General features: G+C 55.5%; 12 protein-coding genes. 6 read left to right on the top strand and 6 right to left on the bottom strand.

Annotated features, from left to right (window positions below; genetic code table 11):
- Nucleotides 1–19 precede the first annotated feature (19 nt).
- The 4 genes from CLV58_RS18750 (at nucleotide 20) to CLV58_RS18735 (ending at nucleotide 6,013) form a co-directional block, all read left to right on the top strand.
- A complete protein-coding gene (locus CLV58_RS18750; RefSeq protein ID WP_245882380.1) occupies nucleotides 20–649 on the top strand; it encodes a riboflavin biosynthesis intermediates N-glycosidase in 630 nt (209 codons plus the stop codon).
- A gap of 342 nt (nucleotides 650–991) precedes the next feature.
- Nucleotides 992–1,813 (top strand): purine-nucleoside phosphorylase, encoded by an 822-nt coding sequence (locus tag CLV58_RS18745; protein WP_106139358.1) that lies wholly within the window; start codon nucleotides 992–994, stop codon nucleotides 1,811–1,813.
- 113 nt (nucleotides 1,814–1,926) lie between these two features.
- Entirely contained in the window at nucleotides 1,927–4,746 is a 2,820-nt protein-coding gene (locus tag CLV58_RS18740) for a hybrid sensor histidine kinase/response regulator transcription factor (protein ID WP_106139357.1), read from the top strand.
- 373 nt (nucleotides 4,747–5,119) lie between these two features.
- Nucleotides 5,120–6,013 carry a carbohydrate kinase family protein gene (locus CLV58_RS18735; RefSeq protein ID WP_106139356.1) on the top strand — a complete coding sequence of 298 codons (894 nt, stop codon included), beginning with the start codon at nucleotides 5,120–5,122 and terminating at the stop codon, nucleotides 6,011–6,013.
- Nucleotides 6,014–6,080: 67 nt separating this feature from the next.
- Here CLV58_RS18735 and CLV58_RS18730 read toward each other — a convergent pair whose 3' ends face one another.
- The 5 genes from CLV58_RS18730 to sppA all read right to left on the bottom strand — a co-directional run bounded on the left by CLV58_RS18730 (nucleotide 6,081) and on the right by sppA (nucleotide 13,075).
- On the bottom strand, nucleotides 6,081–7,154 hold the full coding sequence (locus tag CLV58_RS18730) for a M23 family metallopeptidase (protein WP_106139355.1): 1,074 nt from the start codon (nucleotides 7,152–7,154) through the stop codon (nucleotides 6,081–6,083).
- Nucleotides 7,155–7,221: 67 nt separating this feature from the next.
- Nucleotides 7,222–8,175: a thioredoxin-disulfide reductase gene (trxB, locus tag CLV58_RS18725; RefSeq protein ID WP_106139354.1), complete on the bottom strand. Its 954-nt coding sequence runs from the start codon at nucleotides 8,173–8,175 to the stop codon at nucleotides 7,222–7,224.
- A 124-nt stretch (nucleotides 8,176–8,299) separates the two neighbouring features.
- On the bottom strand, nucleotides 8,300–10,333 hold the full coding sequence (locus CLV58_RS18720; protein WP_106139353.1) for an OmpA family protein: 2,034 nt from the start codon (nucleotides 10,331–10,333) through the stop codon (nucleotides 8,300–8,302).
- A complete protein-coding gene (locus CLV58_RS18715) occupies nucleotides 10,288–10,917 on the bottom strand; it encodes a 7-carboxy-7-deazaguanine synthase QueE (protein ID WP_245882379.1) in 630 nt (209 codons plus the stop codon). The genes CLV58_RS18720 and CLV58_RS18715 overlap by 46 nt, the downstream gene beginning before the upstream one ends.
- A 394-nt stretch (nucleotides 10,918–11,311) precedes the next feature.
- A complete protein-coding gene (gene sppA, locus CLV58_RS18710) occupies nucleotides 11,312–13,075 on the bottom strand; it encodes a signal peptide peptidase SppA (RefSeq protein WP_106139352.1) in 1,764 nt (587 codons plus the stop codon).
- A gap of 73 nt (nucleotides 13,076–13,148) precedes the next feature.
- Here sppA and CLV58_RS18705 point away from each other — a divergent pair, with 73 nt between their 5' ends.
- Nucleotides 13,149–13,799 carry a hypothetical protein gene (locus CLV58_RS18705; RefSeq protein WP_146141473.1) on the top strand — a complete coding sequence of 217 codons (651 nt, stop codon included), beginning with the start codon at nucleotides 13,149–13,151 and terminating at the stop codon, nucleotides 13,797–13,799.
- Between the two features lie 75 nt (nucleotides 13,800–13,874).
- Nucleotides 13,875–14,834 carry a YihY/virulence factor BrkB family protein gene (locus CLV58_RS18700; RefSeq protein WP_106139350.1) on the top strand — a complete coding sequence of 320 codons (960 nt, stop codon included), beginning with the start codon at nucleotides 13,875–13,877 and terminating at the stop codon, nucleotides 14,832–14,834.
- A 403-nt stretch (nucleotides 14,835–15,237) separates the two neighbouring features.
- Here the strand turns inward: CLV58_RS18700 and CLV58_RS18695 are convergent, their stop codons facing one another.
- Nucleotides 15,238–16,080, bottom strand: coding sequence for an SdiA-regulated domain-containing protein (locus CLV58_RS18695; protein WP_106139349.1), 843 nt, complete (start codon nucleotides 16,078–16,080; stop codon nucleotides 15,238–15,240).
- Between the last annotated feature and the right edge of the window lie 84 nt (nucleotides 16,081–16,164).

The following is a 16,164-nucleotide window of genomic DNA, read 5'->3' as shown; positions in this document are numbered from 1 at the left end:
TATTTACCAAGTTCATTAGGTGCCTTCAGACGACACGGGAACCGCCCCGGTCAGGAAAATTATTATCAGGCAGGCATCCTGTGACAAGAGAATAAGTCGAATGACATATAGCGTAGCATGGCTCACCGAGAATTTTGAGCGCGAAAAACGAATAAAATATCTCTTCTTCTGGGGGCACCAGAAAGGCAAGAGTGGTGATTTGACAGCTTCCTGCTTTAGTCAGTGGTGGACGTCGCCATTTATCGTTGACAAGGTCAGATACAACACGGCTGAGCATTGGATGATGGCTCAGAAAGCACTGCTGTTCAACGACAAAGAAATCTACGACAAAATCATTGAGGCTAAATCGCCAGCCGAAGCGAAAACACTTGGCCGGCAGGTTCGTAATTTCGACGAGGCCGTCTGGAATACCAACCGTTTCAATCTTGTGGTCGAAGGGAATTTACATAAGTTCAGCCAGCATCCAGACCTGAAGGAATTTCTACTCAACACCAAAGAACGAGTGCTGGTAGAAGCTAGCCCAGTAGACAAGATTTGGGGAATTGGTTTAGCGGCTGACAGTGATAGAGCCGATAACCCGAAACGTTGGAATGGGTTGAATCTGCTTGGTTTTGCGCTGATGCAAGTTCGAGACATGCTTAAACAGTAAACGGGCTTGAGTGAAGACAAACTACATAAGCAAGTTTGTCTTCACTCAAGCAGTCTGCACGAACCGGCAGCAAGCCCAATCACCGATTCGTGATAACTTGCACGCTTACCGTGTGGCAGTACCACCCTGCGACGAATTACTAGTTCCGAGGTCCGTGTCTGCACAGACCTGTTCCCGTCAGCCAGCGTTGGCCTACCAGACGTGGGTCTGTGAGGACACAGACCTTGGAGTGGACACAGCTATCGGTTGAAAGACTGCGCCACGGTGGTAGCCCTGTTTGCGTCAGCCACTGTGTGACGGCCACCGTAAACTGAATACCGAATACCGTAAACCGAAACCCTAATGCTTGATCAGATTCAGGAGGCAGCCCGTTTTATCCAATCGCAAACCACCGTACAGCCGCGCATCGGCATTATTTTAGGAACGGGCCTGGGGGCGCTGGCGTCCGAAATTGCCGTTGACACGGAGTTGCCCTACGAACAGATTCCCCATTTTCCCCTGTCGACGGTCGAGTTTCATTCGGGGCGGCTGCTACTGGGCACACTGGCGGGTAAGCCCGTTGTTGTGATGCAGGGGCGCTTCCATTTCTACGAAGGCTATAGCATGCAGCAGGTCACCTTTCCAGTACGGGTCTTGCGCGAACTGGGCATCACGACGCTGCTGGTGTCCAACGCCTGCGGTGGCCTGAACCCCGCCTTCGCCGTCAGCGACCTCATGATCATCGACGATCACATTAGCTTGCTGATGCCTCAGAACCCGCTGACTGGTAAACATTACGCTGCCTTCGGTGACCGCTTTCCCGATATGAGCGCGCCCTACGATGCCGAACTGCTTGATCTGGGGTTGACGCTAGGGACTGAACTAGGTATTCCGCTCAAACGCGGAACGTACATTTTTGCGCCGGGACCGCAACTGGAAACCAAAGCCGAATACCGAATGCTACGGCAGTGGGGCGCTGATGCGGTTGGTATGTCGACCGTGCCGGAAGTGATCGTCGCGCATCAGATGGGACTACGCGTGTTTGGCGTGTCGGTCATTACGGACATGGGCATTCCCGAAACACTCGAACGGGCCGACATCGCCAAAATCATTGCCGCTGCCGCCGTAGCCGAACCCCAGCTAACCCGCCTGACGAAAGCCCTGATCGAACGACTCAACGTTTAATCGAGCATGAGCATACGGATGTGTACGGAACTGCCCGGCAACGGGCTTTTTCCGTTTTGTACGTCCTGAATTAAATTTTATCTTTGACCAGTACCCAATCCGCCCCAATTCGTATGACCGATGCTGCTACCCGTTCGGGGCTGTTCCGGACACGTCTTTGTGTCAGCAACCCGGTTCGGCCTTCAGCAGTCGGTTTACTCCTGGCCCTGCTCTGGCTACTGACGGCTTGCCAATCGGTTCAGCACAAACCCGTCCGCATCGGCTTCTCGCAGCGAACCATGGCCGACAACTGGCGCCGGACGATGCTGACCAGCATGCAGTTGGAGCTGTCGTTCCACCCTGACATCGAGTTTATCGTCAAGGACGCCAACGGGCAAAGCGCACGACAGGTTACCCAGATTCAGGAGCTTATCAACCAACAGGTCGACCTATTGATCGTTTCGCCCAACGAAGCGCAGCCGATCACGCCCGTCGTCGAAAAAGCCTATCATCAGGGTATTCCGGTCGTTATCCTCGACCGGCGCACGGCTTCCGATGCGTACACGGCTTACGTGGGTGCCAATAATGTCGAGGTCGGTCGGACCGCTGGTATGTATGCCGGGGCCGTGCTGAACGGGCGGGGCAAGGTCGTGGAAATTGGCGAATCGCCGGGTTCATCGGCCGATATCGACCGGCACCGGGGCTTTCTGGACGCCATCGCCAAACGGCCCGGCATTCAACTGGTCAGCAAACTGGCGGGCGACTGGGACAAACGATCGTTTGCGGACGAGTTGGGTCAACTACTTAAAAGCCGGTCGGACATTCAGCTGATTTTTGCGCAGAACGACCGCAATGCACGGAAGGCGTATACGGTATGCCGGCAACTGGGGCTGGCCGACAAAATCCGGATCATTGGCGTCGACGGACTGCCCGGCCCCAACGAGGGCATCGACCTTGTTGATCAGGGTATGTTGACGGCCACGGTGCTGTACCCGACGGGGGGAAAGGAAGCCATTCGCACCGCCCTCGCAATTCTGGATAAGAAACCGTTTCAACGCGAAAACCGACTGCCCACGACACTGATCGATTCGTCAAACGTACAGATCACCAAGCTTCAGTATGACCGACTGATGGAGCAGCAGGCTGATATTCAGCAGCAAAGCCGGTACATCAGCGATCTCACACAGACCTACGCGTCGCAGGAAACAGCGCTGTACGTTACTCTGTTCAGCCTGATTGTTGTGATTCTACTGGCGGTCTGGGCGTTTTATCTGTTTCGCGGCAAGCAGATCGCCTACAAAATTCTGGAGAACAAAAATGCGGAGATTCTGGATCAGAAAAATCAGATCGAAGCGGTGTCGCAGCAGGCCCGGCTGGCAACGGAAGACAAGCTGCGGTTTTACTCGTACATATCCCACGAGTTCAGTACCCCGCTGGGGCTAATTCTGACCCCGACGGAAGATCTGCTGACGAAGAAGAACGTGGGTCCGCAGGATGTTCGGCGCAGCCTGTTGCTGGTACAGAAAAACGCGTACCGCCTGCTTCGGCTTGTCGATCAACTCCTCGATCTGCGGAAGGCCGACGCCAGTAAACTCAGGTTGAAAGCGACCGAGCAGGATCTGGTCGCTTTTACCCGCGACATCGTGCAGGACTTTCAGCGCAAAGCCGAGCGGCAGCGGATCGACCTGCGTTTACTGACCAGTGACCCCACTCTACTCGTCTGGTTCGACGCCGAAAAGCTGGACAAAGTTTTGTTCAACCTGCTCTCGAACGCGTTCAAATACACCCCGCGTGGTGGGTTTATCCATCTGCAAATCAGCACCGACGGACAGCAGGCACTTATCAACGTCAGTGACAACGGCGACGGCATGACACCGGACGAACAGGCCCACGCGTTTGATTTGTTTTATAGCGGCCCCCGTCCGTTCGATCTGGCCAAGGGTGTTGGGCTTGCCTTGTCGCTGGAATTCATGCGCCTTCACCGGGGCGACATTCAGGTATCGTCAGCAAAGGGGAAAGGCACGTCCTTCCTGATTCAACTTCCCCTCGGCATCGCTCACCTCGATCCGTCCGAACAGGTGCCGGGTCAGCTATCGCAGTCGCCACGGTTGTCGCATCAACTTATCGATGTAAGCGACGATACACCTGGCCCAGCCACCACAGATCCGCAGCGACAACGGGCGACGCTGGTCGTCATTGAAGATAACGACGACTTGCGCACGTACCTGACCGAGCAGCTAAGCCATGCGTTTGAGGTGATCGCCGAACCGACGGCCGAACTGGGTTGGGAGCGTATCGTAGAAACCGTTCCTGACCTGATCGTCAGCGACATCATGCTGTCCGGTCTGAGTGGACCGGCCATGGATGGCATGCAACTAACGCAACGAATCAAGGCCGACCTGCGCACGTCGCACATTCCGGTCGTGTTACTAACGGCCAAGCGACAGATCGAACAACAGATCGAAGGAACGCGCGCGGGGGCCGACGTCTACATCACCAAGCCGTTCAACACGACGTACCTTATCGAAACGCTGCACACAACCCTGGCGAACCGGGCGAAGTGGCAACGGCGGTACGCGTCCGATTTTCTGGCGCAGTCGGCCACAACGGCCGGTAACCGGCAGGACAAAAAATTCCTCAACGAGTTGACCGCCCTGATCGAGCAGAACCTGACCGACCCGGCCTTCGGCGTTGAAAAACTCAGCCGCGACATGGGTTTGTCGCGCGTGCAGCTTTACCGTAAAGTGCAGGCCCTGCTCGACATGAACGTGATCGATTACCTGACAGAGATCCGGCTGAAAAAGGCCAAACGGCTCCTGACCGAAAGCACGAAAACAATGGGGCAGATCGCACAGGAAACAGGCTTTAACTCGGCGGCTTACTTCACTACGTTCTTCAAACAGCACACGCAGAAGACGCCATCCGACTACCGGCGTGCGCCTACCGACGTCTAAGGACCGTTTTTTTATATAGCAGCTATCGATGCTGAAAACGCGACCGGCAGCAACTGTAACAAAACCGAAAACTGGTGTAGCATTAGTATAAATGGCACGGCTTACTTATACAACAACATACTGATAATCACCACATTGAAAATAAATTTTTTCTGGAATTAGTTGAACGTTTATTACAAACAATGACTCGACTGTCTTCCGTAGTTTTATGCTGTAATCGCACTATTAACCCGATTTACTATAAACCTATGATGAGTTAGGCGCGACGTTTTTCTTTTGGTATGGACTAGTTTTGTGCCGAAAGAAAACGTTGAGCTAACCGAGTTTCTAACGGCCTGTTCTGCCTTGCGTAGTCAGGCTTTTTTTATTGCTTATGTATCCACTAATTACCTGTTTCGGAGAAGTACTCTGGGATGTATTGCCAACCAGCCGTCAGGCGGGTGGCGCACCGATGAACGTGGCGGCCGACCTGCGCAATTTTGGCGTCAACGCCCAGATCATAAGCCGCGTGGGCGACGACGAGCTGGGCGTCGAAATGGTGCAGTTTCTGGCTAGCAAAGGGCTGCCTACCAATCTGGTTCAGATCGGGCGTACGCACCTGACGGGTGTTGCGAAAGCCAATATTTCCGATGCCAACGAGGTTACCTACAAAATCGTACAGCCCGTTGCCTGGGATTATATTCAGCCCGACCCGCAGCTGACCGAAACGGTTCGGCAAAGCGATTTATTCGTCTACGGCAGTCTGGCCGCGCGTAGCCCCATGACCCGCGACACCTTGCTGGATCTATTGCAGGTGGCACGCCGGAAGGTGTTCGACGTAAACCTGCGGGCTCCGCATTACGAACGTACGCTGATCGAAGAGTTACTGCATCAGGCCGATATTGCCAAGCTGAACGAACACGAGCTGATCGAACTATCGGAGTGGTACGGCTACGAGCCGAATCTGCACCGGGCCATGGAGCAACTGCGCGATCGGTACCAGCTGGACATGCTCTGCGTAACGCTGGGCGAAGCCGGGGCCGTGCTGCTCGATAGCAGTGGCTTCACGACGCAGTCGGGCTTCGAGATCGACGTAGAAGACACGATTGGCAGTGGTGATGCGTTCCTGGCGGCTTTTCTTTATAAAATGACGCAGCAGGAATCGCCCAGTCAGATTCTGGAGTTCGCCTGCGCCACGGGTGCCTATGTAGCAACGCAACGGGGGGCCACGCCCGCTTTCACTGAAGAAACAATTTCGTCGGTCATTCTGAACACGGCAGATGAATAGACGGTCCTGACGCAAAAAAGGGAGCCTGCATTGGTTGCAGGCTCCCTTTTTTATCGCGTTCAGTCAATTAGTTTACCCGTAACCGCTGACCGGGCCGGATGCGGGCGCGGGCCGACAAGCCATTCTTGCGACTTAGCGACGATACCGACATTCCGTAACGGCTGGCGATCGAACTCAGCGTTTCGCCCGACCGGACCCGATGCATAACGGTCCGTTTGATACGCACCCGGCTGCTGCTGCCACCTGACTCCGACGACCGCCCCCCCCGCAGATAATCCCAGACGGAACTGGTCAGCAGGAAATGGTCGGAGTTGAGCGTATTGGCCGGGAACGAGAAGATGGTGAGCGGGCTGAACGGATTCCCTTCGTAGCGGGTCTCGAAGTGCAAGTGCGGTCCGGAACTGCGCCCCGTGTTTCCACCGAGTCCAAGCTGATCGCCCGCCTTCACAATCTGCCCCTGCTCAACGGTTTGTTTCGACATATGCCCGTACAGCGTTTCAAGCCCGTTATAGTGCCGAACCAGCACATACCGACCATAGCCGTTACCGTTCCAGCCGACCACCCGAACGACACCATCGAAGGCTGAATAGACCGGGTCACCCGTTTCCAGGTCGAGGTCGGCACCGGTATGCCAGCGCCCCCAGCGGTAGCCGAAATTGGAGGTTAGCTTACCTTCGCTGAGGGGAGCCGACCAGTAGCGGTTTGCGGCCGGATCGTACAGCTTGATGTCAATCGCTTCGTTGAACTCCAGCGGATCGATGTTGTAGGGATCGATGGTATGGGAATCCCAGATGGCGTAATAATCGGCAATTTTCACCCACTCGTTGCCAATCAGTGCCGAGTCGACAACCTCGACGACGTTGAGGTCGCCCTGATCAATCTGGCTGGTATCTTCGCTAACAACCGGGTTAAGTTCTTTCTTCGGTTCAAACTGACTGTTAAATCGCAGCTGTGTCGTCTCCTGATCGTATATGTCGTCCGCTTTTTGAGGCTGATCGACGACGGGCTCATTCTTCGTATTCTTTGTTTTCGGCGTGATGGTCAGGTTCTTCCTGAATCGTCCGCGCTCCTGGGCCTGGGCTGAGACAGCCAGACTTAGGCAGGCAGTGACGAGTAGCCATCGGAAAGCCAGTTTTCTCATCCGTATCAATCATACGCCCAGAGCCTCCGGCGCGTGCTGTCCGAAGGCTCTGAGTGGTTGGGTTATGTCAGGCAAGCGCCTGCTCTTTCATTTCGAGTGTTACCAGATACCGTTCGGCATCCAGTGCGGCCATACAGCCGGTACCAGCCGCCGTAATGGCCTGCCGGTAGATGTTATCCTGCGCATCACCACAGGCGAAAACGCCATTGACGCGGGTGCGGGTACTGCCTTTCTCCGTCTGGATGTAGCCATGCTCATCCAGCTCGAGGTAATCCTGGAAAATATCGGTATTCGGCTTGTGCCCGATCGCTACGAAGAAACCGGTTACGTCGAGTACGCTGGTTTCGCCCGTCACTGCATTTTTCACGCGAACGCCCGTTACCTCGTCTTCGCCCAGAATTTCTTCCGTTTCGGTATTGTACAGAATCTCGATGTTGGGAGCCGTTCTGACGCGTTGCTGCATGAACCGCGACGCCCGCATCTCATCGCGCCGAACCAGCATGTATACCTTGCGGCAGAGATTGGCCAGATAGCTGGCTTCCTCGGCAGCGGTGTCGCCCGCGCCGACGATGGCAACGTCCTGCCCCCGGAAAAAGAATCCGTCACAAACGGCACAGGCCGAAACGCCCCGACCGTTCAGACGCATTTCGGAGGGTAGTCCCAGCCATTTGGCCGAAGCACCGGTTGAAATAATGACAGCGTCGGCGGTTAGTTCGTGCTGATCGTCGACGACAACGCGGTGCGGATGGCCCGAGAAGTCGACCTTCGTCACCATGCCGTAGCGGATATCGGTGCCAAACCGGCGGGCCTGTGCTTCGAGGTCCTGCATCAGCTGCGGCCCCTGAACGCCATCGGGATAACCCGGAAAATTGTCAACTTCGGTTGTGATCGTCAGTTGACCACCGGGTTGGGGTCCCTGGTACATAACCGGACTCATATTCGCGCGTGCCGCGTAGATAGCCGCGGTATAGCCCGCCGGACCAGAGCCGATAATCAGGCACTTTACATGTTCAGCATTCATCAGTTACAGACAATAATGTTGTCAATTCAATGGGTAAACTACCGTTTACTAAAACGGGCTGTACTGACAACATACGCAAATTTGAAAAAATTTCCCGCCGAAAGCAAAGTTACGCCCCCCACCCCTACAGCACCCGCCACTCGATCCGGCGGTTCAGTTGCCGGTTTTCATCGGTCGTGTTGGGCACCAGCGGGCGCGCCTTACCGTAGCCCACCGCCTTGATTCGCTCGGCGCTGATGCCGGCCTGTGTCAGATACGTCACCACCGACTGGGCCCGTTTTTTCGACAGCGTCAGGTTAGCGGCAGCATCGCCCCGGTCGTCGGTATGGCCCGAGATCTCGATGGCTACACCGGGGTTGATTTTCAGGAACTGCGCCAGTCGGTCGAGTTCGGTGCGTGATTTATCGGCAAGGTCGTACCGCCCGGTTTCGAAGAACAGGTTGTTGAGCGTCTCTTTAGCCGTCGCGCCGGACACGGCCGGTTCAAGCGGCACCGGCAGCGACAAGCCCGTGCTGGCCGAACGCGGATCGTCCTTGGCTTTCTGAGTGAAATCGAACGACAGGCTCTTGAACAGATAGCCCGGCACACTGACATACAGTGCGTATTCGCCACCACTCGGCAGAATCGCCGTGTACTGCCCGGTCTGCGCATCGGCCATCACACGCGACACCAGTTGATTGGTTTTCAGGTCGATCAGCTCGACCATCGCGGCCAGGGGTTTACTGGTCCGGGCGTCGGCAACGACGCCTTTCACGTAACTGACGGGTTTGACCCGGTCGCGCAGGGTTTCGGGCAAATCGAAGGCATACAGACGCGACCGCTGCGACACGCCGTCTTTCTGTTCTTCATACGAATAATAGGCCCGACGCCCGTTGGCGGCAACGAACAGTGACGCCTGATCTTCCGACGTGTTGATCGGATACCCCAGGTTGGTGGGCGTCGACCAGTGAGTCGAGTCGATCACGGCCAGGCTGTCGGACACGAATAAATCATAGCCGCCCAGCCCCGTGTGGCCTTCCGACGCGAAGAACAGGCTCTGCCCATTGGCATGAATGAAGGGCGACGCTTCGTTGGCCGACGTGTTGACCGGTGCGCCAATATTGGTCGGCTCACTCCAGCTACCGTCGGTGTTCAGGTCGGCCCGCCAGATGTCGCGACGACCTTTCCCGCCGGGCCGGTCAGAGATAAAATACAGCCGTCGACCATCCGCCGACAACGATGGTTGCGACTCATAATAGCGCGTATTGATCGCAGCTCCCAGGTTTTCGGGGACCGACCAGTCGGAACCGGTTTTGCGGCTCATGTACAAATCACAACTGCCAAAACCTTTGCGGCCCTGGCAAGCCGTAAACACCAGCGTCCGTCCGTCGGCCGAGAGCGTAGCGGTACCTTCGTTTTCGAGGGTGTTGATGTTGGGAGACAGCGATACCGGGGGCGACCAGGTTTCACCATTGAAGGTAGCCACCATGAGGTCCTCGTCGCCTTCGGGTTTGAGGGCGGTAAACACCAGCGTCTGTTCGTCGGCGGTCAGCACCGGGAAGTATTGCGACGGCGTCGTGTTGAGTACCGGCGAGACGGGCTTCGGTTCGACCGGCTGCGGATGTTGCATGGCCTCAACCCCAAAGCGGGCGTTAGCGAGCAGTTTGCCCACCCGCTGATGCTGGAGTGACTTGGGCGCGAACAGCGACTGGTATTTTTCCAGATAGGGCAAGGCATCGGTATAGCGACCCAGCCGCATCAGAATCGTACTCAGCGACTGGTACGCTCCGCTCGACGTCGGGTTGTCGGGCGCGAGTTTAATCGCGTCCCGGTAAGCGACAATTGCCGGGTCGAACCGCTTCGTAAACTCGTATAGCTGCCCCAGTTTCAGGTAGGCATCGCCATAGGCCGGGTCGACTTTGACGGCCTGCTCCATAAACGGAATGGCTTCTTCAGCTTTTCGGTTACCAAACAGCTTGATCGACTGCACATACAGCTCTTTGGCTTTCGGCGATTGGGCGGAGGAGAAGAAAGACGATAGAAGAAAGAGAAAAGATGAAAGGACACTTACTACCCAGTTGATGCGGTACGTAGTGCCAGTCTTTCTTCTATCGTCTTTTTTCTTTCTTCCCCCTACGGAATATCCATGTATTTGTGAGTCTGCAACGAAATCTGCCATTGCGGATTGTTTTTTACGTAGTCAACGATGCGAGGCAGCATTTCATTGGAACGACTCCACTCGGTTTGCAAAAAGAGTTTGCAATCGGGTCGCAGGTGGGGAACGAACGATTCGGCGAAGGCAAAATCCGACGCGTTGTAGATAATGACTTTCAGTTCGTTAGCCAGCCCGTAGATGGCCGGATTGGGCTTTTTAAACTTCTTCGGTGAGAAGCAGATCCAGTTCCAAGAACCGGTCACGGCCGTGCAGACACCCGACGTTTCGATGTTGGTGCTGAAGCCCGCCGTTTGCAGGGCGTTGGTCAGTGTGGTCAGGTCGTGCATGAGCGGCTCGCCACCGGTGATGACGGCCATCCGACCGGGATGCGCTGCGGCCCCGGCGACGATCTGATCGATGCTCAGTTGCGGGTGCAGACTGGCGTCCCACGATTCTTTCACGTCGCACCAATGGCAACCGACGTCGCAGCCGCCGAGCCGGATAAAATAAGCCGCCCGACCAGTATGTGCTCCTTCGCCCTGCAGGGTGTAAAAGGCTTCCATGACGGGCAACGTCGTTGTATCTGTCGTTTGTTGTTCGGTAAGCATTTGATCTTTGGAAGAAAGAAGATAGATGAAAGAGAAAAGATTGGTAACTAACCCGTTGTCTATTCTCTTTTGTCTACCCTCTTTCCTCTCTCTTGTAGTTCACAAAGATACTTACTTCTGTTTAAACAGGATGTGGGTGTAGCCCAGACCTCCAGGTCTGGAGGACGCGAAGCGGCCAGTAAGGCTTCTACCTAAAAAAGTTGGCCTAACGGCCTCCAGACCTGGAGGTCTAGGCTACAGCCGGTCTGAACTACAAAAAAGGACCCGCCCGGCATCGACGGCCAAACGGGTCACTTCTCAGCAAACCAAATTCTTGGTCGGTATACGGTTTACGGTTTTCAGTTTGCACTGTCAGCTACAGTCCGTAAACCGAAAACTATAAACCGTATACCGTCTACTGAATTTCCATCTCAAACGGCATCCGCATCTGAACGCCTTCGAGTGTCTTCAACTTTTTCAGGTACTTGACGTAGGGAGCCAGCTCGCCCAGTTGCGCCTGCACGCGGGTTTCCTGATCGTCGGTGAACGAACTCATGAGCTGCTCGAAGAACGGCTTCTGACGGGGCTGGTATTTCAGCCGGTAGTCGCCAGCCTTGAGTTTGGCCGATTGAGCCGCCACTTTAATAGCATCGTCCAGTCCGCCCAGTTGATCGACGAGGCCCAGCGCCTTGCCTTGCGTGCCCGTCCAGACACGCCCGCCCGCGATGGCCCGCAGGCTATCGATGGGCAGTTTACGACCGGCTGCGGCTTTGCTGGTAAACTGAGCGTAGATACGTTCGGTCTGTTTTTGCAGCACCTGCTTCTGGAAGGGCGACATCTCGTGCGTAGCCGCTGGGAAGTCGGCATTCGCGTTGGTGTTGACGCGGTCGAACGTAACCCCCAGCTTGTCTTTGAAGAACGTTTCGGTGTTGAACAGCAGCGAGAACACCCCGATCGAACCGGTGATCGTGTTCGGCTCAGCGACGATTTTGTTGCAGCCCATCAGCATGTAATAGCCACCCGAAGCCGCGTAGTCGGACATCGAGCCGATTACGGGTTTTGCTTTCTTGGCCAGCTCGACTTCGCGGTACATCACGTCGGATGCCAGTGCACTACCGCCCCCCGAATTGACCCGCACAACGATTGCTTTCACTTTGTCGTCAAGCCGGGCCTTGCGGATTTCTTCGGCGATCGTTTCCGACCCGATGCTGTTGTCGCCACTCTTACCGGAATTGATATCACCCGACGCAATGATTACCGCGATTCGGTTCGACCCGTTACCGCTATCGCTGTCGTCGTACGAATCCTGGTACTTGCTCAGCGACACATAGTTGATTTTCTTTTTTTCTTCCAGCTTCAACTGCTTCCGCATCAACCCTTCGATTTCATCCTGGTAGCCTACGTTCGTGACAAGTTTGGTGCGCAGGGCATCCGACGGTTCACGGATCGTCAGGTTATCGGCGTAGCGTTTCAGCGAATCGACGCGCAGGTTTCGGCTCTGCGCGATTCGCAGCACCGTGTAATCGTTGATCGAGTTCAGGAACGACGTATACTGGAGTCGGTTCGGCTCGCTCATATTCTCCCGGATAAAGGGCTCGACGGCACTTTTGAACTCACCGACCCGGAAAATTTCGGGTTTCAGATTCAGTTTATCGAGGGTGCCCTTGAAAAACGTCAGTTCCGCCGTCAGGCCGTTCCATTCCAGATCACCGGCGGGGTTGAGGTATATTTTATCGGCTACCGAGGCCAGGTAGTACCCTTTTTCGGTCATCGTTTCGCCGTACGCATACACGAACTTTTTCGACGTCTTGAAGTCGATCAGCGCGTTCCGAATCTCTTCGAGCGACGCCCAGCCCGCCTGCGGCATGGCAGCGGTCAGGTAAATCCCTTTGATTTTATCGTCGGTTTTGGCGTGGCGCAGGGCCTCTTTGATGTCGATCAGACCGATGGCATCGCTCGGCCCGCCGAACGTTCCAAACCCTTTGAATGGATTTTCGGTGGTACGCTCCTGAACCGGTTTGTCGAGGTCTATTTTTAGCACGGCATTGTCAGAAATCGTTTGTTTGCTGCTCGACGAGGAGAAGGCTGCCCCTACCCCGATCAGCAGCAGGAAACCCACAAACGAAAACAGCAGCAGTCCAACGACAGTGGCCAGTACGTATTTAAGAAATTGTAGCATGAATTCAGATAAATTGTGTTCTGTCTTTCAGACGAACAAAAATAACGGGTCAATGGGCCGAACCACACAAAAAATGTTGAGCACACCAATTCACCGGATAAAAGGTCGACCGGCACGTTCGGCGCATCGGGTCACGTTTGTAGGCACGGCGCTCCTGCTCGTCGGATTGCTGGGCAACTGTCGTCAGGGCGAGACAACCGGTTCAGCGACAACCGCTACGACGCCCCCCGCTACCGTATCGGCCAGCCCTGAACTGGAACCACCCGTCGCCCTGACGCAACCGGCTGTGGCAGCCACCTCCCCCGATGCCGGCCACTGGATTTACGAAGAAACCCGCACGGGCTATAAAGCCTTCACCGTATCGCCCACCGTGCTGAACTTTCCGTTCCCTTACGATGGTGGTTCTACAGCAACGCTTACCCTGCGTCGGCGCAGTGGCGAAACACACGTGTACATCGAGGTGTCGAAAGGGCAGTTCAACCGGAGTTTTCAGGGCGGTGCAGCCCGTGTTCGGTTCGACAATCGCCCGGCGGTCTCGTATCCGCTGGTGGCAGCCGCCAACGGACGGGCCAACATCCTGTTTTTTGCCAACGAGCAATCACTCATCGGTCAGTTGAGAAAGGCGCGTACGCTGGTGGTAACGGTTGAATTTGCCGGACAGGATACCCGTGACATTCGGTTCGGCACGGCGAATTTGCAGTGGAAACAGCCCACAAACGGCTAACAACCGGCGCGTTACTTGGTTACACTTGTAGCCATTTGCGGGTTTCGGGCTGACGCCCAACGCCCCTATCTCCCTATGCCATCACCTGAAAAATCGTTTTTTGCCAACATCGGCGCTATCCTGCGCGATTCGTTCAACGGCTTCCTCGACGACCGTTGTCTAAAACTCAGCGCAGCCCTTGCTTACTACACCGTCTTTTCGCTGGCCCCGCTGCTGGTGCTGGTCATCTCACTACTGGGCATTTTTCTGGGTGAAGAAGCCATTCGAGGGCAGATCGTCGGGCAGATCAGCGGACTGGTTGGTACGGACATCGCCGAGCAGCTTCAGGACATGATTAAAAGTTCGAGCCTGTCGGGAAAAACAAACGTGGCCCTTGCCGTGGGGATCGTTGCCCTGATCGTCGGAGCAACGACCGTATTTGTCGAGATTCAGGACTCGGTCAACATGATCTGGCGCGTCAAGGCCAAGCCCAAGAAAGGCTGGCTCAAACTCTTGCAGGACCGACTGCTGTCGTCGTCGCTGGTGCTGAGTATGGGGTTCCTGCTACTGGTCTCCTTCGTTATCAACGGGCTTATCGCGACGCTGGGCAGCTACATCAACCGATTTGCGCCGGGACTGAGCCTGGTCTTTATCAGTGGGCTGACTTTTGTGCTGAGCATACTGGTCGCAGCCGCGCTGTTCGCTACCATTTTTAAAGTTCTGCCCGACGCTAAAATTGCCTGGAAAGATGTGCGTTGGGGGGCTTTTTTTACCGCTCTGCTCTTTATGCTGGGCCGCTATCTGATTAGTCTATATATCGAGACAACAGGTACCAACTCAACGTATGGCGCGGCCGGGTCGCTGATCGTCCTGCTCACCTGGATTTACTACACGGCTGCCATTCTTTACTTCGGCGCGGAATTTACGCAGGCCTACGCCAACAACCTCGGTATCCGGATCGAACCCGCCGACAACGCGGTGTACGTCGAACAGACGGAGCGCGAACGTGACGTCGCCGTCCTGCCGACGGCCCCCAAAACCGACCCGGCCCAGTAGCGGGCGAAATACCCGGCAGCGGCCGCTGCCCCGCCCCCTTTAGAGGTTATTTAAGGAAGGATTTTTGTCATCCCGACGCAGGAGGGATCTTCGGAAACAGCAAAGAAAAATGCCTTTGAGCGAAGATCCCTCCTGCGTCGGGATGACAAAAGACTCTTTTGATACGATTAATGCTTTCCCCAAATAACCCCTTCAGGGCAAGACTGTTAAGTTCTTGAGTTGGCGCTGACGTCAGCCAAATTTCCTCCGGCTAACAATACCCCCCGCCCCTTTAGGCCGGGCCGACGTTTCGGGGCGGGGGGTAAACAGGCTAGAACTTAACAGCCCTGGGGAGCGGGGGGCGGCCGCTGCCGGGTATGCTTAGCTGGACCTTAACAGCCCTGCCTAAACGGACGGGAGTATACTACTTCCGGTATGGAAAAGTCAGAATTTCGGCTTTCTTGCCCTTGCCTTCGCTGGCAATGTATAAATCACCATTGGGGGCGAAGCAGATGCCCTCGGGTTGCCGAAACAACTGTGGATCGAGGGGTTCGTTGTAGCGAATTTTTCCCGGCCGGTCGATGATCAGCAGTCGGTGCCCGGCGGAGGTGATGACGTACCAATCACCCGTAATCGGGTGTACGGCAATGCCCGACGGTTTGTAGCTGCCGGGGTCGATACCGGCCTCAGTCAGTTGCACATCGCTTATGTTCAGGGCTTTGTATACCGTTTTCCGGGTCAGGTCGTAGGTATAAACGGCTTTATCGCTGGAACCGGTGCTGCCTTTCTTGACCGCAATCAGCAGTTGTTTGGCTTTCGGATCGTAGCCCAACCCTTCGACTTCCGTTTTCTTCGGGATACCGATATTACTGCGGGCAATGCGTAACGACCTCGGCTCAAACCGCGACAGCATACCGTTACTCTCCAGTGCGTAGATAGTCCCGTCGACGTACTCAATGCCTTCGAAATCACCGTAGCCACCAAAGTCGATGTCTTCGATCACCTTACCCGTTCGGGTGTCGAACACGTAGGCGGCAGCGACTTCATCCTGAATGCACAGGAGTTTGCCGTCTTTGTAATAGGTCAAGCCGGACACCTCCTCCAGCTTTTTGGGCAGCTTCGCAACACTGGCGGGTTTGTTGAGCTGGTAGGCAAATGGATAAGCAGGGGCTTTCTGTTCGGCTGCTGCGGACGACTGCTGCGTTGTCGATGATGAACCGCAGCCCATCAGTAGAGTCAGGCAAACGAGGGGAAGGTACGGGCGCATGGTGGTGAAGTTGTGGAGCTTTATAGTTGACGAGTTGTAAAGTTATACCGTTGTAAAGTTGCTGGCGCATCAGCCCATCCGGCG

It is taken from the genome of Spirosoma oryzae, from assembly GCF_003002825.1.
In the GTDB taxonomy this organism is placed as follows: Bacteria; Bacteroidota; Bacteroidia; order Cytophagales; family Spirosomataceae; genus Spirosoma; species Spirosoma oryzae.
This window is presented reverse-complemented; position numbering and strand designations above follow the sequence as displayed.